The sequence below is a fragment of the Streptomyces sp. NPDC001980 genome, assembly GCF_040296885.1.
In the GTDB taxonomy this organism is placed as follows: domain Bacteria; phylum Actinomycetota; class Actinomycetes; order Streptomycetales; family Streptomycetaceae; genus Streptomyces.
The window spans coordinates 122,502-146,119 of the sequence record NZ_JBEOYD010000008.1 but is presented as its reverse complement, the minus strand read 5'-3'; the positions used below and the strand labels follow the sequence as shown (position 1 = coordinate 146,119).

Here is a 23,618-nt window from a genome sequence, read left to right as displayed (position 1 = left end):
GACCGGCCGGAGTCCGGCGATGGTGAGAGTGCTGCACGGAATCCGGAGCCGGGCGCCAGGCAACCCGTTCCTCGTCGACGGGTTGCTTGCCGCTGCCTGTGCGGCCCTCCTTTTCCCGGGGTTCCTCGAAAAGGGTGCCCCGGTATGGCTCGCGACGCTGCTCGCCGTGTTTTCGGCGGGGCCGCTGACGGTGCGACGGAGTATGCCGTTGGCCGTGCTGGCGACGACGACCGCCGTCTTCCTTGCGGCCCTCCTGTGGACGGGGGAGCCGGGCCCCGGAATAGTGTGCTGTCTGGTGGCCCTGTATTCCGCGGCTGTGGCGGCCCCGCGCACCCGTGCTCTGATCACCGGCACGGTGACCGCGATCGTGGTCCCGATCCTCACGCTTCTTGTGACGGGGCGCCATCTCCTCGACCCGGGCAACCTCGTGCTGATCGCCCTGCTCGGTGCGACCACCGCCATCGGCGATGCCACCAGGAACCGCCGCGCCTACATCCAGGCCATCAAGGACCGTGCCCTGCGCGCCGAGCGAACCCGGGAAGTGGAGGCGCGCCGACGGGTGGCCGAGGAGCGGCTGCGTCTCGCCCGCGACCTGCACGACATCGTGGCCCACAGCATCACCGTGATCAACTTCCAGGCCGGGGCGGCCGTCCAGTTGCTGCGCCGACAGCCCGACGCGGCAGAAGCGGCCATCGAGCACGTCATCGCGGCGAGCGGCAGCACACTGGCCGAACTCGGCACGATGCTGACCGTCCTGCGCCAGCCCGACGGCGAGCCGCTCCCGCCGGAGCCCGTGCCCACCCTCGACCGCCTCGACGATCTCCTCGACGGCTTCCGGGCCGCCGGCCTGGCGATCGACATACAAAGCGGCGGAAGGGCCTTCGACCTGAGCCCGGCCGTCAGCGTGGCCGGCTACCGCATCATCCAGGAGTCGCTGACGAACGCGCTCAAGTACGCGACGCCCCCGACCGCGAGGGTCCGCCTGTCCTTCGCCGCGCACCGGCTCCGGATCACGGTGGTCAACCCGGTGGTCCGCGGCGAGGTCCGGCGGGGTTCCTCCGTCACGACCCCGCTGCCCTCCCCGGAGCGCTGGGGCACCGGTCGTGGCCTGCTGGGCCTGCGCGAGCGGGCCGCCTCCGTCGGTGGTCGTCTCGACGTCCAGGAGGGCCCCGAGGTGTTCAGCGTGGACGCGTTCCTTCCCGCACCCCGGACGAAGCCCTGAGCCACGGCTGCGGCAGCGCGTTCGTGGCCCGGGGCTACCGGTCCGCGGCCGCAGGGCGTACGAGCCCCGTCCGGTAGGCGGTCACCACGAGCTGTGCCCGGTCCCGGGCCCGGAGTTTGGCCATGGCGCGGTGCACATGGGTGCGGACGGTCTGGCGGGAGATGATCAGGTGGTCGGCGATCGCCTCGTTGGACAGTCCCTCGGCCACCAGCGCCACGATCTCCCGCTCACGGTCGGTGAGTTCGGCCAGTTCCGCGGAGCGGACGGGCGGCGGTCCTTCGGGGAGCGCGAGGTATCTCTTGATCAACGACTGAGTGGCCCGGGGGGACAGCAGGGCCTCGCCGCGGGCAGCGACCCTGATGGCCTCCGGAAGTTCCGCGGGGCGCATCCCCTTCCCCAGAAAACCGCACGCCCCGGCCCGCAGGGCCTGCAGGACGTACTCGTCCACCTCGTAGGTGGTGAGGATCACGATGCGCACGCCGTCCAGGTCCGGATCCGAGGCGATCTCCCGCGTGGCCGCCAGTCCGTCCAGCTCCGGCATACGGATGTCCATCAGCACGACATCCGGGGTGGTCCGGCGGACGATCTCGATGGCCTCGCGGCCGGTCTCGGCCTCTCCGACCACCTCCAGGTCGTCGGCCGAGTCGATCAGAATGCGGAATCCGCCCCGCAGCAGAGCTTGGTCGTCGGCGATGACCACCCGGATCGAGGCGTCGTTCATGCCCTCACCCTACGGCAAAACGGAGATCCCGTCTCCGGGTAGGGCGGCGGCGGTCGCGCAGGGTGTCACCGGGCTGTTGCCCGGCCCGCGGAAGGCCCGCTCAGTCCACCGACGCGCGCCGCCGCCGTCCGCCCGGGTGCCGGGACGCTGACGGCGGCGGTGATCGGGACGACCGTCGGCCGGGTTCAGCCCGCCGGATGCCCGCCGGCGGCCGATGCGGCCGACGGCGTGGACGTCCCTGCCCGGCCCGCTCGCTTGGCCGCCTGGATCTGCTCGTAGACGTGAGTCCGCAGCTCGGTGAAGCGCGGGGCGGCCCGGGTGTGCAGCTGATCCCGTTCGTCGGGCAGATCGATCCGGAGCTCGTCCTGCACGACGGTCGGCGAGGCGGACAGGACGATCACCCGCTCGCCGAGGTAGACTGCCTCGTCGATGTCGTGCGTGACGAACAGGACGGTGATCCCGCGCTCCTGCCACAGGGCTCGCACCAGGTCCTCCAGGTCGGCGCGGGTCTGCGCGTCGACCGCCGCGAACGGCTCGTCCATCAGGAGGACCCGGGGCTCGTAGGCCAGCGCCCGGGCGATCGCGACACGCTGCTGCATACCTCCGGACAACTGCCAGGGATAGGCGTCCGCGGCGTCCGGCAACCCCACCGACCGCAGGGCGTCGGCGACCAGCCTTCGGCGTTCCGCCCTGGGTGTCTTCTTCTGCTTCAGGGGCAGGTCGACGTTGTCGCCGACCTTCAGCCACGGGAAGAGGCTGCGCCCGTACTCCTGGAAGACGATCGCCATTCCGGGCGGCGGCCCGGTCACCGGTTCACCATCGAGGAGCACCTGTCCTGCGGACGGGCTGAGAAGTCCGCCCATGCACTTCAGCAGGGTCGTCTTGCCGCAGCCCGACGGGCCCACCAGACAGACGAGTTCACCGGCCTTCACCGTGAAGGTGAGATCGCGGACCGCCTCCACCTGCCGGCCGGACCCCTGATAGGTCTTCCTCAGACCACGTACGTCGAGCATGGTTCGCCCTTTCGGAATGTTCACTCACGACCTCCGGGTGGATGCGCGCAGGCCGTGGTACCAGCCGAGCACCCGGCGCTCGGCGAACTGGAAGGCGAGGGAGAGCAGGAATCCGAGCAGGCCCAGGAGCAGGATTCCGGTCCACATGTCGGGGATGGCGAAGCTGCGCTGGAACTGCACCACCGTGAAGCCGATGCCGTTGTTCGCCGCGAACATCTCGCTGATGACCATGAGGATGATGCCGACGGAGAGGGCCTGGCGCAGACCCGCCACGATCTGCGGACTCGCCGACCGCAGCACCAGGTGGCGCAGCCGTCCGGCACCACGGAGGTGATACGAACGCGCCGTCTCCAGCATGACCGGGTCGACCGCGCGCACGCCCTCCACCGTGTTGAGCAGGATCGGCCAGACACAGCCGCTCGCGATCACCACCGTCTTCATCGTGTCGCCGATGCCGGCGAACAGCATGATCACCGGGACGAGTACCGGGGGCGGCACGGCCCGCAGAAACTCCAGCACGGGCTCGCAGAAGGCCCGCACCCCGCGGTAGGAACCGATGAGGGTGCCCAGGCCGACGCCCACGACGCCCGCGAGCGTACAGCCGCAGGCCAGGCGCAGCACACTGGGCAGCAGGTCGGTGCGCAGGCGTTCGCCGGTCCACACCGAGGGGAAGGTCCGAAGGATCGTGCGCAGCGGTGGCCAGAACGGGTCGGTGCTCCCGTCCGAGGCGACCCACCACAGTCCCAGCAGCACCGCGGGCAGGCCGGCCGCGAACAGCACCTGTCGTGTCAGCGCCCTCACGACACCACCTCCCCGCGTACGGACTGGTGCCACGCCAGCGCCCGCCGCTCCACCGCCCGGGCCCCCAGGTTGATCAGGAGCCCCAGGACTCCGGTCACCGTGATCAGCGCATACATGTCGGGCACGGCCTGCGACGCCTGGGCCACCGCGATCAGCGCCCCCAGTCCCGGTGCGCCGATGACCAGTTCCGCCGTGATGGCGAGCACCAGGGCCACCGCCGCGGCGAGCCGGATCCCGGTCATGACGTAGGGCAGGGCCGTCGGCCAGATCACGTGCCGGATGCGTGCCCAGGTCCCCAGCCCGTACGACCGCGCCGTCTCCTCGGCGACGGGGTCGACGTCCTGGACGCCGTACAGCACCTGGATGAGTACCTGCCAGAACGACGCGTACACCACCAGCACAAGCACCGAGCGCAGTTCGGTGCCGTACAGCAGCACGGCCAGCGGGATCAGTGCCACGGACGGGATGGGACGCAGGAACTCGATCGTCGACGCCGTCACCTGCCGCAGGAACGGCACGACCGTGATGAGCAGGCCGCAGACGATGGCCGCGCCCGACGCGATTCCCAGGCCGATCACCCAGCCCGTCAGCGTGTTCCCGAGCGCCGACCAGAAGGCGCCGTCGCCGAGTTCCGCGCCCAGCGCGCCGGCGATCCTGCTCGGGGGCGAGAAGTAGTCGGCGTCGACCAGGCCCAGCCGTGGCACGGCCTCGCCGAGGGCGAGGAAGGCCGCGAGCCCCGCCGCCCCGAGTGCGATGTTCGGACTTTTCACGGCAGCAGCTCATCCAGGTCCGGGGCGGTCTTGAACAGGCCGTCCTGCTCGCCGAGCTTCTCCAGGGTCTCCACCGAGGACCGGCTGATGTCCTGTGGCCACTTCGGCAGCGTGATCTTCGACAGGACGGAGGACGGGATCTCCGTGTACGTGGAGACGACGTCCCGGACCTCGTCCGGGTGGCTGTCCGCGTAGGCCAGCGCCTCCGCGGTGGCCTTCTGGAACTTGTCCACCACCTGGGGGTTCTGCTTCGCGTACTTCTGCGAGGTGAAGTACATGGCGACGGTGAGATCCCTGGCCACGTCCACGTAGGGTGACGCGATCTCCGTGCCCCCTTGGTTCAATACGGTGGTCAGCGCGGGCTCGACCGCCATCGCGGCGTCCACCTGGCCCTTCTCCAGGGCGGCGGGCATCTGGTCGAAGGCCAGCTCCACGAACTTCACCTTCGACGGGTCACCCCCGGCCTTGCGCACCGACTCGCGGACCGAGGTGTCGAGGATGTTGTTCAGCGTGTTGACGGCAACCGTCTTGCCCTCCAGGTCCTTCGCGGACTTGAGGGAACTGCCCTTCTTCACGACGAGTGCGCCGTAGTCGTGGCCGTCCACGCCGGTGGTCGCCACACCGTTGGAGACCGCCTTCACCTGTACGCCGTTGCTCTGAGCGACCATGAGCGACGTCGTGTTGCTGAAACCGAACTGGAACTGGCCGCTGGCCACGCCCGGCACGATGGCCGCGCCACCCTGCGCCGTGGTCATCGAGACATCGAGACCGTACTTCTGGTAGATCCCCTTCTGCTGTCCGAGATAGACGGGGGCCACGTCGACGATCGGGATGACTCCGACCTTGACGTGGGTGACGCCGCCACTGGCTGACGCGGAATCACCGGAACCGCCTGACGATCCACAGGCGGTGGCCCCGAGAAGAAGCGAGGCGGCGGCGAGGCCGAGGAATAGGCGTTGCATTTTCTGTCCTCCCGCGGCCGCATCCGAAATGTTCCGGCCGGTCCGCGCGCAATGGGATGTGGTGGGGCGAAAGACGAAGGGTCAAGACATGGCGTCGGGTTCGACGTGCCAAAGGTGTCGTCCGGAGCGCACCCGCACATCCCCCGGGCACCGTCACTGGGTGGTACGACAGCTGCCGTACGGCGCGGAAGGGGTACGGTCACAGCCGTACGGGCCGTCACGGCAGCCCGAGGAGAATGCGAAGGAGCGGTCGGCAACGACGTCTGCCGCCGGATCGGATATCGACGGCACGAACCGAAAGGTCGATGCCGCGTAAGCGGCCCGGCGCGCTGCGCGCTGAACAGTCTCTCCGTGTCGCGTGGGGCGTGCCTCCGGAGCGGATCCACGGGCTCTCCGCCCGAACCAGCGTCGCCATGGACCGAGTGGAGAGGCTCACGGGCGACTACTACGTCTACCCCGGTGCCACCGACCGTGCGCTGCGCCGGTATCCAGCGTTTCTGCAGCCCCCGCCCCTACGTGACCGCGCTGCTGGTGCCCGATCCCGAGCCGGTCACCGCTTTCGCCGCACGGCACGGCCTGGACGGCGGACCTGCCGAACCGTGCCGTCATGCCGCGGTCCGCGCGGCGATCGAGACGGGGCCGGCCTGAAGTCCGGGTGAGGAGGCGGATGCCGCCTGCCAGGATGTGGGGCCGGTCAACTCCCGGCCCGCGCCGGGCGGGTCGCTGACGCAGACCCGACGGCGGTGCTGATGAAAGGAACTGGCCGGTGCCGGACACGGACGGGTCGTGGAATCCATGACGGAACAGGAGACGCGTCGGCAGCGGCGCGCGCGCTTCGAGAGTCTGGCGCACGTGGTGGCGGAACCCCTGCACCGGTATCTGCTGCGGCGAACGGCCCCTGACATGGTCGAGGACGTCCTGTCCGAGACCATGCTGGTGCTGTGGCGTCGCATCGATCACGTGCCTGGACTCGGCACCGCCTCCCCGCCCGACCGCGATGACGTGCTCCCCTGGTGTTACGGGGTGGCACGGGGTTGCCTGGCCAACGCCCGCCGGGCGGACGGACGCAGGCTCCGCCTGGTGGAGCGGTTGATGCACACTCAGCAGGCCCCTGCGGCAACCGACACCGATCATGGCGACCTGCACGTCGCGCTCGCCGCACTCGGGGAGCTGGACCGTGAGGTGGTGCGACTGTGGGCGTGGGAGGGGTTGGCGCCACGTCAGATCGCGGAAGTGACCGGCCTGACGCCCAATGCGGTGAGCATGCGGCTTCACCGGGCGAAAAAGAAACTCGCCGAAAAACTGCAGCCGGAGCGAAAGAACGCAAATAGCCCCGGACACAAGATGAGTGAAGGAAGGAGCAGTCAGTGAATGACGACGAGTTGCTGACCCTGCTGAGGGAAGCGGACCCGGCACTGACCTCACAAGCTCCGCTGCCCGACATCGATCGTCTTGTGGAGGATGCATTGAACACCGACGCCGTGCTCCCATCGGAAAACACCGCCACCGACACCCCGCACACGGCGAAGGCGACCGCAGGAAGGGGGCGCCGCAGTCTCCTCGGGCTCGCGGCGGCTGCCGCTCTGCTGCTGGGAGGTGGAATCACCGTGGGAATCGCGGCGAATTCCGGCAACGGCCACTCGACCACGGCCGGCGCCTCGCTGAACCTGACCCTCCCCGGCAACGCCGTCGGCAAGTGCCAGGCACCCGTTCCCGACCAGCTGGCGGGGTACCCGACGCTCTTCTACGGGACGGTCACCTCCGTGAAGGGGCCCCTGGTCACCTTCCACGTCGATCACTGGCTGCGCGGTGGCGGCTCGCGCACGGTTCTGGTGAGCAGTGACCCCGACCTTCCGGAGCGGCTGACCTTCACGGTCGGCCAGCACTACATCGTGGCCGCCGACAAGGACGGCACGATTCCCCGCTGCGGCGCGAACTGGGTCTCGGACGAGACCTGGCAGCAGTTCCGCCAGGCATTCTGAAAGTGACGCCGCTGCTTCAACCGACTCCTGTGCCGGAGTAACGGGGGCGTTCCCGAGTACCACGACGAGACGGCCGTGGTATTCGGGACGTCCTGCATGGTCCGAAGGGGGCTCGTGCGCGGCTCGGTCGCCGCCGCCAAGAGCCGGACCGGAGGATTTTCCGTCAGTCGCGCGGTGCGTCCGGTGCGTCCGTACCCAGCGGTGGCGGGCCCATCCAGTGCGATCCGGGCGCGTCGAACCGCTTGCCGTAGTCCCCGCCGGAAAGCGGCTCCGTGCGCTCGGGACGGGCTCGCAACCCGTCCAGCAGCAACCTCAGATAGCGCCGCCACAGGTCCGGCTGTCCGCTCCGCTCGGTCACCGCGGCCAGCATCTGCTGGATCACGACCAGGTCCCAGGGCTCCGCGTCCGCGCGCAGCACGCCCTGCTCTTTGGCTCGCTCGACCACGAGATCGACGTTGCGCCTGATCCGCTCCTGGTGGCGCAGCCCCGCCGGCACCGTGCGGTCGCTGTGGAGCACGACCTCGCGCAGGCCGCGATCGAGCGCCTGCAGTTCGGCCACGCGCTCCAGGCTGACCGTCAGCCCGCGCCAGGCGTCGTCGTCCTCGGCCCCCTCCCGGGTGGCTTCCTCGACGCGCGCGAACATGTCGTCGACCAGCTCGTCGATCAGGGCCTGCTTGTTGGGGAAGTGGCGATAGGCCGTCCCCACCCCGAGCCCGGCATGACGGGCGACGTCGTCCAGAGTCGCCTTCAGGCCGTGATCACGGAACACCTCGCGGGCGGCGGCCAGGAGCTTGCGGCGGTTCAACTCGCGGTCGCGCCGTGGCCTGGGCGTACCCGCTCCACCGGAACCGCCGGCTGCGCCGGATGCGGAGGGTGCCGCCATGCAGAGGTCTCACTTCCGGGGGTGTGCGATCGTCCTGGCACATCGTACGACCGCGCCGTCCGGGGCTGCGGCGGCGTCGCCGGGCCATCGACCCCACACACCTTCCTCCGAACCGGAGAGTGAATCTCCGGTTCGCTTACGGGGGTCTCCGGCGGCTGCGGGGACGACGACTCCTCGGCCGGACCGTCCGCCGCGTCGGCACCGTCAGCGCCCCCAGCGGCCCGGCGATCACCTACGACACGTCGGCGGTCAGAACGACCGACGACATCACCTGCTCCACGCCGACCACGAACGGCGTGACAACCGACCTGAAGCTTGACGTCCCGTGCCCGGGTGTTGACGCCAGGCGCCTGGTGCTCACGGGGGCCGGCCACGCCGACATGACCGTCACGGCGGCCATCTCCCCGCACCTCACCGAGCGCCTCGTCCGGCTTCGGCCTCTTCGTCGTACTCGTCCTCCGGCTCCTCTTCGTCGTACTCCTCTTCCTCTTCCTCGTCAGGTGCCTCCCCTTCCTGTTCCTCGTCGAGTGCCTCCCCGTCTTCTTCGTCGTACTCCTCCTGGTCCTCGTCCTCCGCTGCCGCTTCCTCCTCTTCCAGTGCCTCCTCGTGGCTGCGGACCACCTCGCCGTCGCGGATCTCGCCGCGCCAGCCCTCGACCTCCTCGTCGGCGAAGGTGACGTAGCGCTGGAAGTTCTTGAAGTCCAGCCGCAGACGGCGGCCTTGGGCGCGCCACAGGTTGCCGGTCTTCTCGAAGAGGCCCGATGGGTAGTACTCGACGACGAGCACGATGCGCGTCAGGTCGGGTGTGAGTTCGTGGAAGCTGACACAGCCGTGGGTGGTGCCTTTCGCGCCCTCGGAGCTCCATACGATGCGCTCGTCCGGCACCTGCTCCTCGACTGATGCCTTCCAGCCCCGAGTCGACGGACCGACCTTCACCTTCCAGGTGCTGGCGACCTCGTCGTTCTTGGACACACTGCGTACGCCTTTGGTGAAGCTGCTGAACTCCTCGTACTGGGTCCAGTAGTTGTACGCCGTGCGGATCGGGACACCCACGTCCAGCACCTCGATGATGTTCATGACCTTGGTGCTGCCGGCCTTGCCACCGCTCCCTCCGCCGAAAATGTTCTTGACCTTGCCCATCACGTTGTCCTTGAGCCCCTTGGCCTTCTGACCCACGAACGCCTTCAGCGGGGAGTCGCCCTTGAGCATCCGACCGCCGACGCCGGCGAGTGTGCCCCCGTTCTCGGCCGCGTCGAGAAGGTGGTCGGTGACATCCCCCAACTTGTCCCCTGCCTTGTCGGCGAGATGTCCCACCTGAGCGCCGAGGTAGTCGACGAACTCTTCGCGCAGCAGGTCCAGACCCGAACTCTCTTGGCGGTTGGTGTCTTGCACTTTGCCGGCCATGGCCTACCTCCGCCGCGCGGTCGTCTTCTTGGCAGCGGTCTTCCGCGCCGGGGCCGTCTTCCTGGCCGGCGCCTTCTTCGCGGCCGCCCTCTTCGGCGAAGTCTTCTTGGCAGTGGGCCTCTTCGCAGCGGCCTTCTTGGCGGGAGGCGGAGACTTCTTCGCAGTCTTCTTCGCCGACGCCGCCTTCCTGGCGGGGGGCCGGTGCGCTGCGGTCTTCTTCGCCGGGGCCGCCTTCCTTCCAGGAGCGGCCTTCTTGGCGGCCGCCTTACGGGGAGCGGGTGCGTCCGGGCGCTTCCGCGCCGCGATTCCCGTCCGCCGACGGCGACGCTGCGGCGGCTCCTCCTCGGCCTCTTCCTCGGGCTCTTCCTCCTCCTCGGGCTCTTCCTCCAGTTCGCCCTCCGGCTCTTCCTCCTCCGGTTCCTCCTCCCCCTCTTCCGCTTCCTCTTCCTCTTCCTCCTCGTACTGCCCCTCGCCCTTCTCCTGCTCCTCCTCGTCCTCCTCGTACTCGGCTTCGTCCTCTTCGGCCTCTTCGTCCTCGTCCTTTTCCTGGCCAATGCGCAGCGTCCGCTCATGGAGCGAGTCGGCAAGGTCCGCGAGGCGCCGATCGGCAGCGGCTGCCAGTGCCTTGCGGCCGGCGTCCAGTAGTTCGCCGCGCACCTGCTCGTTCAACTCGGCAACCCCTGGAACATCACCGATCTTGCGAAGTCCGGTCGTCATCAACTGCTGGGGGTCGAGCCCAAAGCGGCGGCCGGCGAGGTAGGTTGCCATGGCGAAGGCAAGGCGCGCTTTTTTCGTGCGTCCGAGCACATAGCCCGCTGCGACGGCGGCGGCGAGGCCGACCTTGGTCGTGTCGTTCATGAGCGGTTCCCTTCGGAAAGGGCAGGTGAAAACGCCCGCATCCGGACCAACGCCCCGTTCCCGGACCCGCGATGGAGACAGAAGGCGGATCGCACGCACCGTGCCTCACAGCCCGCTGTGCCACAGACACACCATGCAACCACCGGGCAGGTCACCGCGAAGTCATCCACGCTAGGGCGATATGTGTCCCTATGTTATGAAATTATAGGGTTCGTGGGTGGAATATGGCGCCCGCTCCGACCACCGGAGAGACCATGGCCGCACCAGAACCCCGAAGGCGATCCAGCAGTCGGAGCCGCGGTTCCGACGGGGACGGCACGAGCGGTTCCCGTCGCCGCTCCGGCAAGGGCAACGTCGGCTGGGCCATACGCTCCGCCGTCGGACAACTCCAGGAGTTGCTCGGCCGTGCCCCCGAGTCCGTCTCGGCAGTGAAACCGACCGAAACCGGTTGGGAAGCCGATGTCGAGGTACTCGAATTGGAGCGCGTCCCGGAAACCACCAGCGTGATGGCCACCTATCGAGTGACGCTCGACGAGGAAGGCGATCTGGTGGGATACGAACGGAAGCGCCGCTATACGCGTGGCCAAATCGATCGGCGGGGCTGAGACGGCGCTGCCGGTGAAGGGAGGCACCATGACGGTGGTGCCGCAAAGTGGAGGCAGTGTCGCTCGCGGTGGCGGCACCGGCAGCCTCTACGACGTCCTGGAACTCATTCTCGACCGCGGACTCGTCATCGACGTGTTCGTCCGCGTGTCGCTGGTGGGGATCGAAATCCTCAAGATCGACGCTCGCATCGTCGTGGCCAGCGTCGACACCTATTTGCGCTTCGCCGAGGCGTGCAACCGCCTTGACCTCGAATCCGGGAGGAAGGCGCCCGCCCAGTTGACCGACATCGTCGGAGACACAATGGAGAGCGGAGCCAAAGGAAAATCCAAGGGGGCGCTTTCCGGCGCGGCGGAAGCGGTCACCGATTCCCTCAAGGGGATCACCGGCCGTGACGACGCCGAGGAAGCCGAAGAAGAAGAGCCCGAGGAAGAAGACGAGGGCAAGGAAAGGGAACCCGTGGAGAGGCGACGGCGGCCGGTTCGGCGCGCCTCCCGACGTGAGCGTGAATGAGGCTCGCCGCGTGCGAAGGAATGAGCCATGGCCGTATACATCTACTCCATCACCGGCAAGCAGCATCCGCTCCGCCTCGACGGTCTCAACGGCGTCGGTGAGCCTCCGGCGGGCTTGCGGACAGTGACGGCCGGACCGCTGTGTGCTGTGGTCAGCGACGCGCCGGAGGATCTACGCCCCAAGCGCCGCGACGTCATCGCACACCAGGCCGTACAGGAGCGCCTCATGGCCGACGGCACCGTGCTCCCCATGCGGTTCGGTCTCATCGCCGAGAGCGACGAGGCCGTCCGGGTGGCCCTGGAGCAGAATGCCGCGGACTACACGGACCGGCTTCAGGCACTGGAGGGGTGCAGCGAGTACCACCTCAAGGCGTCGCAGGACGAGGACGCGCTGCTGCGGCAGATCCTGCGGGAGTCGGACGGGGCACGAGAGCTCAACGACGAGATCCGCGGCGGCACCGCCGCCCCCGACGCATCGCTGCAACTGGGGGAGCTGGTCACCCGGGAGGTACAGGCACGGCAGGAGTCGCTGGCGGCGGGTGTGGTCGAAGCGCTGCGCCCCTACGCCCGGACGCTTGATTCGTCCCAGCCGACGGGTTCGGACTTTCTCAACGTGTCGTTCCTGGTGACCGAGGACCAGGAAGAGGCGTTCCTCACCACGGAGCTGAGCGTCGCCCATCAGATGGGTGACGACTTCGATTTCCGGCTCAACGGCCCCCTGCCCCCCTACAGCTTCGTCTGAAGGAGTTCTCATGGGCCTGTTCACCCAGCTCGTCACCCTTCCCCTGGCCCCCGTGCGCGGCGTCGTATGGGTCGTGGAGCGGGTCCGGGAGGAAGCCGAGAACCAGTACTACGACCCCGCACCGGTGCACCGCGAACTCGCCGAGCTCGAGCGTCTCCTCGTCGCGGGAGAGATCGACGAGGAGCAGTTCGACCGGCGCGAGGACGAACTGCTCGACCGGCTGGAGGAGATCCGTGCCTACCGGCAGGGCTGACACTCCTGATCCGGTACGAGGGAATTCGAGGCCGCAACCGTGACTGAACCCCTGGCCAACAGGCTTGGTTCCTACCCGTCCCGAGCGGCGCCGCCCTACGGGCAGGGCTCCTCCGCCAATCTCGCCGACATCCTTGAACGGGTACTCGACAAGGGCATCGTCATCGCGGGCGACATACAGATCAACCTGCTCGACATCGAGCTGTTGACCATAAAACTGCGCCTCCTGGTCGCCTCCGTCGACAAGGCGAAGGAAATGGGCATCGACTGGTGGGAGCACGATCCCGCGCTCTCCTCCCGGGCCAGGGGTGAACGGTCACTGGCCGAGGAGAACCGCCGGTTGCGGGCCGAGATCGATGCCCTCCGCCAGGGCGACGCCCTCCCCGCGGAGGAGGAGACGCCCCGGGTCACGGGTGGCCGTCGCCGGGGAAGTGCTCGCGATGAGTGACCTGCTGACCTACGCGTATGCGGTGGTACGAGCCGCAGGGGGAGTACAGGAGGCGGCCGCACCGCTCCGGGGCGTCGCCGACGCCCCGGTCGGCCTCGTCACCGACACCGGCGACGATCAGCTGGGGCTCGTGGTGAGTCATGTGCCGGCGCAGGACTTCAGGGAGGACGCCCTCAAGCAGCATCTCGAGGACCTGGAATGGCTGGAGACGGTGGCCCGCGCCCACCACGGCGTGATCGAAGCCCTGGCCGAGCGCACCACCGTCCTTCCCCTGCGCCTGGCAACCGTCTACCTGGACGACAACCGGGCCCGGGAGGTCCTGGAAGCCGGGCGGACCGTGTTCGCCGAGCGCCTGGCCCGGCTCTCCGAACATGTCGAATGGGGGGTCAAGATCTACGTCGAGCCGTCCGCGGTCCCCGCGGCTCCGGCCGTTCCCGCGGCGGACCCGCACCCCGGGCGGGCCTATCTGCGGAACCGCCGGCAGCAGCAAAGTGTGCGCGACACCGTCTACCAGGCTGCGCAGCAGGCCGCCGAGCGGGTGGAGACCGCGGGCCGCAAGCACGCCTCCGACCGGGTACGGCACCGCGTGCAACAGGGTTTTCTCGCCGAAGCGGCCGGCAGCGCCGCCGGCGCCGGCGAGAACGTGGTCAATGACGCCTACCTTGTGCCCCTGGAGCGCTGCGACGACTTCCTGGCCGACGTGACGCGCGCCGCCGACGGGCTGGACGGGGTACGGGTCGAGGCCACCGGCCCCTGGGCTCCGTACTCCTTCGCCATGCCACCCGGCGAATCCGGCGGTACCGCGGAGGGAGCACCCCCGTGAGCACGCCCAGCCCGCCACCCGAAGCGGAGCGCCTGCCTCAGCGGCAGGTCGCGCTCATCGATCTCCTGGACCGGCTGCTGACCGGTGGGGTCGTCCTCACCGGTGACGTCGTGCTGTCCATCGCGGACATCGATCTGGTACGTGTCTCACTGCGTGCCCTGATCGTCTCCATCAGCGAGCAGAACCCCTCGCCCTGGACGAGCACCGGCCCGCTGCAAGGCGGCGACCATGACAGCCGAGGGTGAGAGCCGGCCGCCGTCCCGCGCCGCCGAAGTCGCGGAGGCCGCCGCCCGCGCCTTCCGGTTGCTGCCCGCCGCCCCACGCGACCTGGACCCGCCGGCCGGAAAGGGCCCACGTTCCCCGGCCCGGCGGATCAGCTCCGACCCCGACACCGTCGAACGGGACCTCCTCAGGCTCGTCCTCACCCTCGTGGAACTGCTGCGCCAGCTCATGGAACGACAGGCCCTGCACCGCGTCGACCAAGGAGACCTCACCGACGAACAGGAAGAACGCCTGGGCGTGACACTCATGCTCCTCCACGACCGCATGAGCGACCTGTGCGCCCAGTACGGGCTGACCATGGAGGACCTCAACCTGGACCTCGGGCCACTGGGCACACTGCTTCCGCCCTCCGACTGAACCCACTCGGTGACCGTCGAGGTCACGTAGCCCGGCCGGGACACCGGGCCCCGCCCTGCCGTGGAGGCGGTGCGGGGGTTCCCCGGTGATCCGGAGGAGCGACGAAGACCCCTGCCCTCCAGTACCGCTTCGACGGCCCGGAAGACGCCCCGGTTCTTGTCCTCGGCCCCTCGCTCGGCGCGACCTGGCACAGGTTGTAAAGACCGTCCAGGGGCGTATACGTCAGTCCGGTGCGGGCATGAAACCACAGGTCAGGGCCTCCTGCTCCCGGAAGGCATGCCCAGTTGGTGATGGCTGTGTGACAGGCGGGTGATACGGCGAGGCCCCGCCGAGGACCATCCTGGTGACGCTCTCGGGGTGCGCCTGCTTTGCGATTGCACTCGCCTACGCGTCCAAGACCGTGTCCTACATGGTCAGTTGATTGTTGGGCTGGGCATGGGGAGGGGCGTTGGGGATGGATCGTTCGGGACGGTCTGTGGGAGTTGGCGAGGCTGCCTGCTCGTCAGTTCTCCAGCTCCTGGACGAGGAGGACCTGGCGACCTGTCCCGTGCGGTCCTCGACCCATCTCACGTCCGCTGGTGGCTCAGAGGCACCTCCGGCCTGGATCCGGTGGGCGCGCTGACCGGACTCGGGGCGGCGGGCGACCTCCAGAGGTCCGCGCTTTCCTGTCGCCGGCCTCCGTCGGTGTCGCCGCCCGGCGGTTCCGGGGGTGTCAGGACCTGGCGAGAGTCAAGTCGTGACAGGCTTCCTCGATCCAGTCGAGGGGGACCCCGCTGGGCAGAGCGTCGTCACGCAAGTCGGTTGTCAGCGCGTCCCAGTTGTCATAGCCGTGGGCCTTCGCTATCGAGTCCCTGACCTTGGTCTCATGAGGGGGTGTCACCTCCGTGCGGCTCGTCTTGTGATCCTTCAGCCGGTGAACCGCATGCCACAGCATCACTTCCGTCTCGAACTGCCTGAAATGATGAATCTTGTCCATCAGGTTTGCGGACAGTGACGGAATGTCCAGGAAGAGGCCCGCGAGAGCCGGCTCGACCGAGGAATTCCGGGAGAGCTTCGACTCGCTCCCGGTGGTCAGTCCTGCGACATCGAGCTGTCCGGCCAGCAGGAACCGGATGTATTTCTGATACCGGCCGGTTCCGAATATGAACGGAGGGAGTGACAGATCGAGTTCTTCACGGCTGTGGCCGAGAAGCGGGTCGTGCGAGGAGTATCGCGGCCCTTGGCTGAATCGGCGGTCGGTTCCATCGGCAGGTGCCCCGTCGGGCAGGAGCGAAAGAAAGCGAACAGCCCTCAGTGCGTCCACCCTCTTGATGTCGACAGAGGCTGCGACTTCACCTATCACGCCACTCGGGTCGTCGATCCCGGCCTTCTTGAGCAGAAGCCGCCAGACCCGGTCGGGATAGTACGATTCGGCGGCGACCCGGTGAAGCTCCACACCCTGGGACCGGGTGATCAGCTTGAGACCGTACAGCTTTCTGATCGCCGCGCGGATATTGACCAGGGCGACGCTCACCGCCGAGTGGTCGTCGTCGGGATCCGTCGCGACCACCACGGGGTCGTCCGAATCGAAGAGGCCGGACCGGTACATCCTGTAGACGGCTCCGACACCGTGGACGCCGACGGGCCAGCATTCCGCGGCCCGTATGGCCCCCATACTGGACGCCCCGACGATCTGAGCGCCGTCGCGAGCCACCTCGACGACCTCTCGCGGTGACACCGGGAGCACCTGCGAAAACGATCCGTCGATGATGAGGATCCGGGAGCTTCCGCTTTCTCTGGCCCGGTAGACGTCGCCGCGTTTCGCGGGGGGAAGGACGTGCGCCTGCGGCAGAAGGACCCGTGCCTCGCCCGGCGGCAGGGACGGCCCGGTGAATATGGTGGTTCTCATGGCTCAGATCACCGATTCCAGCAGGCGGAGGGTAGGGGTGCGCGAACTCTCACCGTAGGGAGACGCGAGGCCCGGAACCAGGACACGAACCACCGGCACGCCGAGATCCTCGCGGCTGAGTTCTGTCACCAGGCACTTTTCGTGTCCTGCGTCCCGCAGCCGGCCGACGACCGTGCGTATGTTCTGCAGGATGCTGCCGCTGCCGTCCTTGGCCTGCGGGAACGCCAGGGAGCCGGGGTTCCGGTAAAGAGAGTCGAGCCGCTTCAGCTCGGCCGGCCTGCGCCGCGCGCGCCCGGTCTCGAACACCTCTCGCGCACCCGTGGCGAAGCTGGCGTGACCTTGGCACGCCTCGGTGAGAGCGCGAAGCAGCGCCCGTTCGGGCTGGAGGTCGGCCCCGTACCCGGGGAAGTAGGTCACCTTGCCCTCCTGCCCGAAGTAGCCGTCGTCGAAAAGGACGACCCGGATGACCGGAATGTCGATCACGCTGGTCAGATCCTGTATCCGGACAACCAGACCCTGACCGGTCAGCGCGTCGATGAGCTCCTTCGCGGTTCCGGCTGGAACCGACTCCGGAGATATGACCCTCAAAGGTCGACGAGGAGAGAAAACCGGGTCGTGGTGAGCGGAGTAGAACGCTTCCTCCGACACCGCGTCGCGCTCGACAAGCTCACAGACCGCGTGGAGGACCGCCTCTGAATACGTATTTCCGGAGGCGAGCCCGTTGGTCTCGATCCGAGCCGTCATGCCTTCCGTGGAGGGATTGAGGACGAGGTCGGTCGGCACCAGATGATGGCCCCCCTGCGCCAGGTCGTACGCTCCCGTCCAGGAGAAAACGGCGTCGGGCCGGTACGTCGTGTCCTGCGGCAGGCTGAAGTCCTCCGGGTCGACCGCAGCGGCGGGAGCGAGTTCCTCGTAGGAACCCCTGACGATCCGGCGGGCCGGAATCTCCTCGGCCGAGACGCGCTCGATCGCCTCCATGACGGCGCTGAGCTTCGCCGCGATCGGAGTCGCCCCCTTTCCCGCGCTCACCATCAGGTCTTTGGCCAGAGGTGTCACGGCCGACCACACGGGGGAGCTGATGTAATCCAGGGGGGTGGTGTCGTACACGCGCGTGACGGGGACGCGGGGCAGCAGTGGTTTCAGGAAGTCCCACGTCTCCTCGAAACTTCTGGCGTGTCCGGCCTCCGAACTTTCCGCATCAGGCTGAAAGCTGTCCGGGCGCAGGGCTGTCAGGCTGTTCGGTTCGACCATCATCGTGATGCCTTATCTGGAAGCGGGGATCGACGGGAACGCGGCCCGCCGCGTCGCTGCGGTTCAGGAGCCGGCGGAGCGGGCCGACGAGGGGCGACGGTCGCCGGTCCACACGGCCCTGCCGGCGCTCGTCACGGCACAGAGGACCGCGACGGCCCGGTCCGCGCCCCTGGGGCCTGCCTCAGGCGTCCCGCGTGACCACGAGGTCGTCGGCGAAACGCGCCCCGAAGTCCCCCTTCCACACCGCGGTCAGCCGAGGCAGCTCCTCCAACAGGCCGGTCGACGCGAGTTGCAGCATCATCTCCCTCATGACCTGCCGCGTGAGTCCGGCGGCCAGACACGCGTGCCGGCCCCGCCCGAAGGCGACATGGCGAGCCCCGGTCCTGTCCGCACGGAAGGTGCCCGGGTCGGCGAACCGCCTCGGGTCGCGGTTGGCCGCCACGAGTACGAGGACCACGCGCGACTCGGCCCGTACGGTGTGACCGTGCAGGGTCAGATCGGACAGCGCGCGCCTGGTGGCCAAGTGGAAGGGCGTGACCAGCCGCAGCGCCTCGTCCACGGCCCCGTCGACGTCTTCCTTCAGGTCGACGGCGGCGCTCTCCGGGCCGGTCAACGCCTCCAGCAGGCGTGCGACAGCCGCCGCGGTGGGTTCCAGCGCGCCACTCACCAGCTGGGCGTATATCGCGGTCGCGTCCAGAAGATCCAACGTCCCGTCGGACAGAGCGCGGCTCAGCGCCGAGGCGAGGACCCCCCGGGGAGCCGCGCAGCGCTGCGCGACGAGCCCGGTCAGCTCGTCCAGGGCCTCTTCCGCGAGCCGCCCGATGCCGGGGTCGTACGTCTCGATCGGCCCTACGGCCAGGATCCGGGTGGCGCAGTCCGCGAGCTGTGCCAGGCCGTCCGGCTCCTCGTCCAGGAGATCGCTCAGGCCGGCTGCCAGAGCCGGCCTGACGACATCGGCGAACAGCCTGTCAGGCGTCACCGTGGGACTCGTCGCCGCGACGGAATCCGTCATCGCGGCGACCATCTGCCGAACGGCGGCGGGCGTGAACAGCGGCAGGAGCAGACGCCGCATACCGGTGTGCCGCGGCGGATCGGAGAACACGGGCCAGCGGTCGATGAACTCCGTCACCCGCCAGTAGGTGTTCTCCTGCTCTTCCGTCAGCGAGGGCGGGCAGTAGGTTTCCACCTGGGCGCCGAGCCGGGGATCAGGCAGAAGGTCGTACACGTCGTCGTATCGCGTCACATACCACGTGTTCGTGCTCTCGTCCCAGTGCACACCGTGCGACTCACGCAGTTCGTCGAACCACTTGACCGGTTCCGCTTCCCGGTCCGTCGGGATCTGCGGCACCGTGGTCTCCGCCGTTACGTTGTCCATCACAAACCAACCCGTTCAATTCACGCGCTTCATAAGCCTGACGGAGTACCGGGGGAGGGGCTACAGGAGCGATCGGTCGGCGAGCAGATAGCTCGTCAGCTCCTGACGCGCTTCGGCCGACTCCGGCACGGCCGCGTACGTCGTGGTGATCTGCCGCCGCTTGTCGGCACCGCCGAACGACGCATGGTAGGAGTGCGGATCGAAGGCGATGAGGTCACCGGGGGAGGAGTCGACGGTGAAGGCCGGCACCTCCTCGGGCCGCATCCCGAGGCGACGCATCGGGTTCTCCATCTCCGCGGCGAACGAGTCCCAGCTCTCGCCTCTGCGGTGGGTGCCGGGAATGAACCGCAGCGCTCCGGTGCCGCCGTCGAGCGGCTCCAGATACTGGACGATCTTGAGGAGCCGCAGAGCGCGGTGGTTCCCGTCCCGGTGCCAGTAGGTGGCACCGTCGTAGCGGACTCCGTCGCCGCCGACGTAGACGACATCCGTGCCCAGCAGCCGACGTGCCACCTGAGGACACCGGTCCTCGGCCAGGAGCACCTTCTGGAGCACCTCGCTGCGCTCGGCGATCCGGGCGACGCCCGCACGCCCCTGCCGGCCGACCTGCGGGAAGTTCTCGAAGACATCTTCGAAGGCGTCGGCGACGGCCGGCACGACGTCGTTCTGCACACCGCGCAGGTGGAGGAACCCGAACGTCCTGAAGCGGGTGACCTCGGCGTCGGTCACCGACAAAGAGGTGAGTCTCATCCGATGGACACCGATCCGGAGACGTAGCGGTTGAGGAAGTAGCGACGCGTGTCGCGCTGCTCGGTCTCGGTCACCGGGTCACCGACACAGTTGAACGCCAGCTGCCGTCGTATGTCGCCGTGCCATGCCGAGTGCAGGACGTTCGTGTCGAAGACGATGACGTCGCCGGGCTCGGACCCGACGACCACCGCCGGAACGTCGCCACCGGTGAGACCGAGGTCCTCCCCGTGCCTGATGACGTGCTGGGTCGGTTCCCCGAGCCAGCCGTTGTCGGCCCGATGTGAACCGGGAAGGAAACGCAGGGCACCCGTGTCGTGCGCGGTGGCGTCCAGGTACAGAACGAAACGCAGGAACGGCGTGGTGTAGAAACCGTCCGAGTGCCAGTACGAGTCGCCGACGAGCGCGTTGGCATCGCTGGTGATGACCTGGTGGTTGCGTTCGAAGAACGCCCCGCAGATCGCGCCCACCCACGCCGATCCGGAGATCAGCCCCAGCTCGGGCATCTCGTTGAGGGCGTCGAACCTGGTGACTCTCTCGTTCGGCGTACCGTCCGCCGGCAGATCGATCAGCCGGCCGAAAGCACGCTGCAGTTCCTCCACGGTGTCCGCGGCGGCCCCCCGGAGGCGGGCGAATCCGAACACCCGCAGCTGCTGCGCCACCTCCGCCTCATCGAGTGACATGGGACCGCCCGGGTGCGGAGTGCCGGGCAGCGGACGTGAGCCAGGCCGGCCCCGCCTCGTAGTCATCCAGCTGCTCCTTGGTCCGAGGGCCGATGACCACGGCTTCGGGGCGGTAGATCTCGTGGATCTCGGAGATCCTGGCGGCGATCGCCTCCGCCCTGCGCTCGGGCGGTACCGCCCGCAGCCGAGAGCCGCCCGAGAAGAGACTGCGGACCACGAGGCGGTAGTCGGCGAGGAGGCGCGTCACGTTCGTGTCCTGCGGATCCAGCTGGTCCGCCTCGCACATGACCACGCTGCCGGCGGGCAGCCTGCCGGCGATCTGCGGCAGACTCACGTCCGGCAGCAGCACACTGACGCCCACCAGATCCGCCTGCCCCGTCCGTGAGCAGTGCCTGGCGAACCCGGCGAAGTCGATGTCCGACACCCGCCTCGGCTCCGGATTGTGCACGAAGGCGACCTCGACGTGGTCCCGCCCGAGCCGCTTCAGGCTTCCCTGCAGCGACTTGGCCATTCCTTCGAGGCTGTAGTCCAGGGTGGGCAGGGGAGTGGTGGTGTCGATCCCGACCTTGGTCCAGACCGACGCGTCGCCGGGAAGGTGCGCGCCGAGGTCCTCCTCCGCTCTCCCGCGGGCATACACGGGCGAGGTGTCGAACGTGGTGAAGCCCTGGGCGAGCGCACCCTCGACGAACTCCCGGCCCTCGTCCGCGTCGCGACCCAGCACCATCAGGCCGTTGAAGGACCCCGAGCAGCGCATGGTGCCGATCACCACGGACGGCTGATCCTGCATCGTGTTCATGGACGACTCACCCTTCGTGGGATTCCGAACGGCAGATCGCCATGCAGGCCAGACCGGTGGTCGGTGGTTCGCAGAACGACTGCTCGAGCGCCTCGCCGATCTCCTGCCGCGTCGCGAAGACCGACACCTGCTGAGAGCTGTCGTAGGGGCAGCGGCGCAGGAAGCCGTCCGCGGACAGGTACAGCCGCGCGGACTGGCAGGACCGGACGACCGGGCCGCGCAGCCACTCGTGGTAGTCCGACACCACTGTCCTCAGCTGCTCCGACATGCCGAAGAAGGTGTCGATCAACGCCAGGTCGCGCTTGAGGTGGGGATTCTCGAAACGGAACGTCGGCGACGGCAGCAGCGGGCTGACCTCCACCGGGACATCGGCCGTCTCGACCACCGAGACGATGGCCTTCAGGTCGTCTTCGTCCAGCTCGTATGCGGTGACATGCAGGCTCGCCCGACGGTGTCCCAACGCCTCGAAGACCTTCGGCGTCGAGGAGATCGTGCGGCCGGTGCGGCCGATTTCGTCCGCTCTACGGCTGTCGGCGGAGACGGTGACGTGACTGAGCATGCCGGCGACACCGGCGAGGGCATCGAGTCGCGGGCCGGTCCTGGCGGCGGTGACCACCGAGGTGCGGAAGCCGAACTGAAGCGCAACGCGCACGAGTTGACGGAACTCCAGGTGGTCGGTCGGCTCGCCGCCGGACAAGCACAGCTCGTCAACGCCGAGTTCGTGGAGCCGCGACAGTGCCCGGGCGTAGGTGTTGAGGCTCAGGACGTCGCGTCCGACATCGGCCCGGAAGCAGAACCGGCAGTTCACTTCGCAGTTGTCGGCGGTCGAGACGAGCACTCCGCGGAGTGCTCCGAGGCTGTCGGTCACTGCAACCCCGTCTGGTCGGTCAGGGCGAGTTCGAGACCCAACTGGAAGAAGTCGCACATCTGCGGATCGGGCTCGGGGTTGTTCCGGAGCGAGACGTCGTTGCGGGACGGACCACCGCAGACGGCGGCGGCGGGGCACTCTCCGCACTGCTTCGCCGGCAGGAGGTTCTTGGCGGCTCCCGCCAGCAGCTCAGGCTGCTCCCGAAGCTGACTGATCGGGAAGACGAACGAGTCGTCGCGCCAGTTCAGGTCGAGGATGGAGATGCGCCCGCGGGACAGCAGAGCCGCGTTCAGGCCGCCGTCCTGCTGGATGTGCTCGTACATCTTCGGCAGGCGGGTGTCCAGGGCCTGATAGATGCGGTCGAGCGAGGAGAACAGCATGGCACCGCGGGACAGCGCCAGAAGCCGCGAACGGAACACCGCGCGGCACAGCGCCTCGCCTTCGACGTGCCAGCGGCCGGAGATCGGAATGGGGGTGTTGACGTAGATGAAGTTGATGCCGAGAGACAGCACGTACTCGACGGTGTCCGGCAGGTTGCTCACATTGATCGGCGTGGGGGTGAGGTTGCAGCCCACGTGCACCCCGGCATCGATCAGCCGCTGGATGTTCCGGTGGATCCGCTGGTCCGCAGGCTTGCCCGACAGCAGGAACCGCTCGACCTTGTTGTCGTCCGGAGCCCCGTCGAAGGAGACGCCCACGCCGTACTTGAACTTCTTGAAGTGCTCGATCATGGGGTCCTTGATCAGGACACCGTTGGTGACGACGGTGAACTGCACACGCCCCACGCCGTGCTTCTCGGCGAGTTCGAGAGCGTACTCGTCTCCGTACTGCATGAGGTCGAACCGGGTGGTCGGCTCACCGCCGAACCACTGAATGGTGACCTCCTCCTGGCCGGCGTTCTGCTCGAAGAGGTACTCGAGCCCTTCGCGGAGGTCGGGGATGGTGATGTCGTCGGCGCCCGTGTTGGTGTCCACGAAGCAGTACGTGCAGGTCATGTTGCAGCGGTCGGTCACCACGATGCGGTATCCGCTGATCCGCGGCGGCTTTCCGGTCATTCCCAGCCCGTTGAGCCGGTCGAAGATGAGATCACGCTGAGGTGCGGCCGGCGGCTCGGAAGTGAAGCCCAGCTGTTTCATCTCCGCCAGGATCTGGGGCTCGTCGTCGCGGATCCGCTTCATCTCATCGGCGGTGAGACTCGCGCTCCCCAGGGAGACGGGATCAAAAACAATACCCTCCGCCCCCTGAGCGACAAGCAAATACTTGTTCCAGAGTCGATCGGCATCGTTCGTCACGGTGAACTCCTAAAGAAACGGAACCAGCCATGCGTCGGAACGAACCGCACAGCGAGAAGCCCGCTGCGGTGCCACCGTCGCTTGCC

The 23,618-nt window shown here is 68.2% G+C and carries 28 protein-coding genes; 12 read left to right on the top strand and 16 right to left on the bottom strand.

Annotation, left to right across the window (positions count from 1 at the left end; all coding sequences use genetic code 11):
- The first annotated feature begins 19 nt into the window (after positions 1 to 19).
- On the top strand, positions 20 to 1,222 hold the full coding sequence (locus ABT137_RS14730; RefSeq protein WP_502984516.1) for a sensor histidine kinase: 1,203 nt from the start codon (positions 20 to 22) through the stop codon (positions 1,220 to 1,222).
- Between the two features lie 34 nt (positions 1,223 to 1,256).
- Here the strand turns inward: ABT137_RS14730 and ABT137_RS14725 are convergent, their stop codons facing one another.
- The 5 genes from ABT137_RS14725 to ABT137_RS14705 all read right to left on the bottom strand — a co-directional run bounded on the left by ABT137_RS14725 (position 1,257) and on the right by ABT137_RS14705 (position 5,489).
- A complete protein-coding gene (locus ABT137_RS14725; protein WP_351707862.1) occupies positions 1,257 to 1,943 on the bottom strand; it encodes a response regulator in 687 nt (228 codons plus the stop codon).
- Between the two features lie 185 nt (positions 1,944 to 2,128).
- Positions 2,129 to 2,956 carry an ABC transporter ATP-binding protein gene (locus ABT137_RS14720; RefSeq protein ID WP_351707860.1) on the bottom strand — a complete coding sequence of 276 codons (828 nt, stop codon included), beginning with the start codon at positions 2,954 to 2,956 and terminating at the stop codon, positions 2,129 to 2,131.
- A 24-nt stretch (positions 2,957 to 2,980) separates the two neighbouring features.
- Positions 2,981 to 3,757 (bottom strand): ABC transporter permease, encoded by a 777-nt coding sequence (locus ABT137_RS14715; protein ID WP_351707857.1) that lies wholly within the window; start codon positions 3,755 to 3,757, stop codon positions 2,981 to 2,983.
- A complete protein-coding gene (locus ABT137_RS14710) occupies positions 3,754 to 4,527 on the bottom strand; it encodes an ABC transporter permease (RefSeq protein WP_351707854.1) in 774 nt (257 codons plus the stop codon). The genes ABT137_RS14715 and ABT137_RS14710 overlap by 4 nt, the downstream gene beginning before the upstream one ends.
- On the bottom strand, positions 4,524 to 5,489 hold the full coding sequence (locus tag ABT137_RS14705; protein WP_351707851.1) for an ABC transporter substrate-binding protein: 966 nt from the start codon (positions 5,487 to 5,489) through the stop codon (positions 4,524 to 4,526). Before ABT137_RS14705 ends, ABT137_RS14710 begins: the two co-directional genes overlap by 4 nt.
- Positions 5,490 to 5,948: 459 nt before the next feature.
- On the opposite strand from ABT137_RS14705, the gene ABT137_RS14700 reads away from it, so the two are divergent.
- From ABT137_RS14700 to ABT137_RS14690, 3 genes are all read left to right on the top strand, one after another.
- The gene (locus tag ABT137_RS14700) at positions 5,949 to 6,137 is read left to right on the top strand and encodes a hypothetical protein (RefSeq protein WP_351707848.1); all 189 of its coding nucleotides are present in this window, start codon (positions 5,949 to 5,951) and stop codon (positions 6,135 to 6,137) included.
- Positions 6,138 to 6,284: 147 nt separating this feature from the next.
- Complete coding sequence (locus tag ABT137_RS14695) at positions 6,285 to 6,860, top strand: RNA polymerase sigma factor (protein ID WP_351708387.1); 576 nt, start codon at positions 6,285 to 6,287, stop codon at positions 6,858 to 6,860.
- Positions 6,857 to 7,471 (top strand): hypothetical protein, encoded by a 615-nt coding sequence (locus ABT137_RS14690; protein ID WP_351707845.1) that lies wholly within the window; start codon positions 6,857 to 6,859, stop codon positions 7,469 to 7,471. Before ABT137_RS14695 ends, ABT137_RS14690 begins: the two co-directional genes overlap by 4 nt.
- 163 nt (positions 7,472 to 7,634) lie before the next feature.
- Here ABT137_RS14690 and ABT137_RS14685 read toward each other — a convergent pair whose 3' ends face one another.
- The 3 genes from ABT137_RS14685 to ABT137_RS14675 form a co-directional block, all read right to left on the bottom strand.
- The gene (locus ABT137_RS14685; RefSeq protein WP_351707842.1) at positions 7,635 to 8,354 is read right to left on the bottom strand and encodes a TetR/AcrR family transcriptional regulator; all 720 of its coding nucleotides are present in this window, start codon (positions 8,352 to 8,354) and stop codon (positions 7,635 to 7,637) included.
- A 411-nt stretch (positions 8,355 to 8,765) separates the two neighbouring features.
- A complete protein-coding gene (locus ABT137_RS14680) occupies positions 8,766 to 9,758 on the bottom strand; it encodes an SRPBCC family protein (RefSeq protein WP_351707839.1) in 993 nt (330 codons plus the stop codon).
- A gap of 3 nt (positions 9,759 to 9,761) precedes the next feature.
- Entirely contained in the window at positions 9,762 to 10,616 is an 855-nt protein-coding gene (locus ABT137_RS14675) for a histone protein (RefSeq protein WP_351707836.1), read from the bottom strand.
- A 254-nt stretch (positions 10,617 to 10,870) separates the two neighbouring features.
- On the opposite strand from ABT137_RS14675, the gene ABT137_RS14670 reads away from it, so the two are divergent.
- The 8 genes from ABT137_RS14670 to ABT137_RS14635 are packed head-to-tail and all read left to right on the top strand — an operon-like array spanning position 10,871 to position 14,635.
- Positions 10,871 to 11,221 (top strand): gas vesicle protein GvpO, encoded by a 351-nt coding sequence (locus ABT137_RS14670; RefSeq protein ID WP_351707833.1) that lies wholly within the window; start codon positions 10,871 to 10,873, stop codon positions 11,219 to 11,221.
- A 28-nt stretch (positions 11,222 to 11,249) separates the two neighbouring features.
- On the top strand, positions 11,250 to 11,732 hold the full coding sequence (locus ABT137_RS14665) for a gas vesicle structural protein GvpA (protein WP_351708384.1): 483 nt from the start codon (positions 11,250 to 11,252) through the stop codon (positions 11,730 to 11,732).
- A gap of 27 nt (positions 11,733 to 11,759) precedes the next feature.
- Positions 11,760 to 12,473 carry a GvpL/GvpF family gas vesicle protein gene (locus ABT137_RS14660; RefSeq protein WP_351707830.1) on the top strand — a complete coding sequence of 238 codons (714 nt, stop codon included), beginning with the start codon at positions 11,760 to 11,762 and terminating at the stop codon, positions 12,471 to 12,473.
- A gap of 10 nt (positions 12,474 to 12,483) precedes the next feature.
- The gene (locus tag ABT137_RS14655; protein ID WP_351707827.1) at positions 12,484 to 12,726 is read left to right on the top strand and encodes a gas vesicle protein GvpG; all 243 of its coding nucleotides are present in this window, start codon (positions 12,484 to 12,486) and stop codon (positions 12,724 to 12,726) included.
- Between the two features lie 39 nt (positions 12,727 to 12,765).
- Complete coding sequence (locus ABT137_RS14650) at positions 12,766 to 13,173, top strand: gas vesicle protein (protein WP_351707824.1); 408 nt, start codon at positions 12,766 to 12,768, stop codon at positions 13,171 to 13,173.
- Positions 13,166 to 13,996 (top strand): GvpL/GvpF family gas vesicle protein, encoded by an 831-nt coding sequence (locus ABT137_RS14645; RefSeq protein ID WP_351707821.1) that lies wholly within the window; start codon positions 13,166 to 13,168, stop codon positions 13,994 to 13,996. Before ABT137_RS14650 ends, ABT137_RS14645 begins: the two co-directional genes overlap by 8 nt.
- The gene (locus tag ABT137_RS14640) at positions 13,993 to 14,241 is read left to right on the top strand and encodes a gas vesicle protein (RefSeq protein ID WP_351707818.1); all 249 of its coding nucleotides are present in this window, start codon (positions 13,993 to 13,995) and stop codon (positions 14,239 to 14,241) included. The genes ABT137_RS14645 and ABT137_RS14640 overlap by 4 nt, the downstream gene beginning before the upstream one ends.
- Entirely contained in the window at positions 14,225 to 14,635 is a 411-nt protein-coding gene (locus ABT137_RS14635; RefSeq protein WP_351707815.1) for a gas vesicle protein K, read from the top strand. Before ABT137_RS14640 ends, ABT137_RS14635 begins: the two co-directional genes overlap by 17 nt.
- 712 nt (positions 14,636 to 15,347) lie before the next feature.
- On the opposite strand, the gene ABT137_RS14630 is transcribed toward ABT137_RS14635, so the two are convergent.
- From ABT137_RS14630 to ABT137_RS14595, 8 genes are all read right to left on the bottom strand, one after another.
- Complete coding sequence (locus tag ABT137_RS14630) at positions 15,348 to 16,523, bottom strand: TfuA-like protein (protein ID WP_351707812.1); 1,176 nt, start codon at positions 16,521 to 16,523, stop codon at positions 15,348 to 15,350.
- 3 nt (positions 16,524 to 16,526) lie between these two features.
- A complete protein-coding gene (locus ABT137_RS14625) occupies positions 16,527 to 17,777 on the bottom strand; it encodes a YcaO-like family protein (RefSeq protein ID WP_351707809.1) in 1,251 nt (416 codons plus the stop codon).
- 178 nt (positions 17,778 to 17,955) lie between these two features.
- The gene (locus ABT137_RS14620; protein WP_351707806.1) at positions 17,956 to 19,149 is read right to left on the bottom strand and encodes a cytochrome P450; all 1,194 of its coding nucleotides are present in this window, start codon (positions 19,147 to 19,149) and stop codon (positions 17,956 to 17,958) included.
- Positions 19,150 to 19,209: 60 nt separating this feature from the next.
- Positions 19,210 to 19,896, bottom strand: a complete 687-nt coding sequence (locus ABT137_RS14615) for a phytanoyl-CoA dioxygenase family protein (protein ID WP_351707803.1) — start codon at positions 19,894 to 19,896, stop codon at positions 19,210 to 19,212.
- Complete coding sequence (locus tag ABT137_RS14610; RefSeq protein WP_351707800.1) at positions 19,893 to 20,576, bottom strand: phytanoyl-CoA dioxygenase family protein; 684 nt, start codon at positions 20,574 to 20,576, stop codon at positions 19,893 to 19,895. The genes ABT137_RS14615 and ABT137_RS14610 overlap by 4 nt, the downstream gene beginning before the upstream one ends.
- Positions 20,563 to 21,372 (bottom strand): aldo/keto reductase family protein, encoded by an 810-nt coding sequence (locus ABT137_RS14605; RefSeq protein WP_351707797.1) that lies wholly within the window; start codon positions 21,370 to 21,372, stop codon positions 20,563 to 20,565. The genes ABT137_RS14610 and ABT137_RS14605 overlap by 14 nt, the downstream gene beginning before the upstream one ends.
- A gap of 7 nt (positions 21,373 to 21,379) precedes the next feature.
- Positions 21,380 to 22,240, bottom strand: coding sequence for a radical SAM protein (locus tag ABT137_RS14600; RefSeq protein ID WP_351707794.1), 861 nt, complete (start codon positions 22,238 to 22,240; stop codon positions 21,380 to 21,382).
- Positions 22,237 to 23,418, bottom strand: a complete 1,182-nt coding sequence (locus tag ABT137_RS14595) for a radical SAM protein (RefSeq protein WP_351707791.1) — start codon at positions 23,416 to 23,418, stop codon at positions 22,237 to 22,239. The genes ABT137_RS14600 and ABT137_RS14595 overlap by 4 nt, the downstream gene beginning before the upstream one ends.
- Positions 23,419 to 23,618: the final 200 nt, after the last annotated feature.

Excerpts from the sequence above, each read along its gene's own strand:
- ABT137_RS14660 (WP_351707830.1), top strand. The coding sequence starts at position 11,760 with ATGGCCGTATACATCTACTCCATCACCGGCAAGCAGCATCCGCTCCGC.
- ABT137_RS14705 (WP_351707851.1), bottom strand. The coding sequence starts at position 5,489 with ATGCAACGCCTATTCCTCGGCCTCGCCGCCGCCTCGCTTCTTCTCGGG.
- ABT137_RS14675 (WP_351707836.1), bottom strand. The coding sequence starts at position 10,616 with ATGAACGACACGACCAAGGTCGGCCTCGCCGCCGCCGTCGCAGCGGGC.
- ABT137_RS14670 (WP_351707833.1), top strand. The coding sequence starts at position 10,871 with ATGGCCGCACCAGAACCCCGAAGGCGATCCAGCAGTCGGAGCCGCGGT.
- ABT137_RS14630 (WP_351707812.1), bottom strand. The coding sequence starts at position 16,523 with ATGAGAACCACCATATTCACCGGGCCGTCCCTGCCGCCGGGCGAGGCA.
- ABT137_RS14695 (WP_351708387.1), top strand. The coding sequence starts at position 6,285 with ATGACGGAACAGGAGACGCGTCGGCAGCGGCGCGCGCGCTTCGAGAGT.
- ABT137_RS14620 (WP_351707806.1), bottom strand. The coding sequence starts at position 19,149 with ATGGACAACGTAACGGCGGAGACCACGGTGCCGCAGATCCCGACGGAC.
- ABT137_RS14685 (WP_351707842.1), bottom strand. The coding sequence starts at position 8,354 with ATGGCGGCACCCTCCGCATCCGGCGCAGCCGGCGGTTCCGGTGGAGCG.
- ABT137_RS14605 (WP_351707797.1), bottom strand. The coding sequence starts at position 21,372 with ATGAACACGATGCAGGATCAGCCGTCCGTGGTGATCGGCACCATGCGC.
- ABT137_RS14635 (WP_351707815.1), top strand. The coding sequence starts at position 14,225 with ATGACAGCCGAGGGTGAGAGCCGGCCGCCGTCCCGCGCCGCCGAAGTC.
- ABT137_RS14645 (WP_351707821.1), top strand. The coding sequence starts at position 13,166 with ATGAGTGACCTGCTGACCTACGCGTATGCGGTGGTACGAGCCGCAGGG.
- ABT137_RS14725 (WP_351707862.1), bottom strand. The coding sequence starts at position 1,943 with ATGAACGACGCCTCGATCCGGGTGGTCATCGCCGACGACCAAGCTCTG.
- ABT137_RS14730 (WP_502984516.1), top strand. The coding sequence starts at position 20 with ATGGTGAGAGTGCTGCACGGAATCCGGAGCCGGGCGCCAGGCAACCCG.
- ABT137_RS14680 (WP_351707839.1), bottom strand. The coding sequence starts at position 9,758 with ATGGCCGGCAAAGTGCAAGACACCAACCGCCAAGAGAGTTCGGGTCTG.
- ABT137_RS14615 (WP_351707803.1), bottom strand. The coding sequence starts at position 19,896 with ATGAGACTCACCTCTTTGTCGGTGACCGACGCCGAGGTCACCCGCTTC.
- ABT137_RS14720 (WP_351707860.1), bottom strand. The coding sequence starts at position 2,956 with ATGCTCGACGTACGTGGTCTGAGGAAGACCTATCAGGGGTCCGGCCGG.
- ABT137_RS14655 (WP_351707827.1), top strand. The coding sequence starts at position 12,484 with ATGGGCCTGTTCACCCAGCTCGTCACCCTTCCCCTGGCCCCCGTGCGC.
- ABT137_RS14625 (WP_351707809.1), bottom strand. The coding sequence starts at position 17,777 with ATGATGGTCGAACCGAACAGCCTGACAGCCCTGCGCCCGGACAGCTTT.
- ABT137_RS14665 (WP_351708384.1), top strand. The coding sequence starts at position 11,250 with ATGACGGTGGTGCCGCAAAGTGGAGGCAGTGTCGCTCGCGGTGGCGGC.
- ABT137_RS14610 (WP_351707800.1), bottom strand. The coding sequence starts at position 20,576 with ATGTCACTCGATGAGGCGGAGGTGGCGCAGCAGCTGCGGGTGTTCGGA.
- ABT137_RS14595 (WP_351707791.1), bottom strand. The coding sequence starts at position 23,418 with ATGAAGCGGATCCGCGACGACGAGCCCCAGATCCTGGCGGAGATGAAA.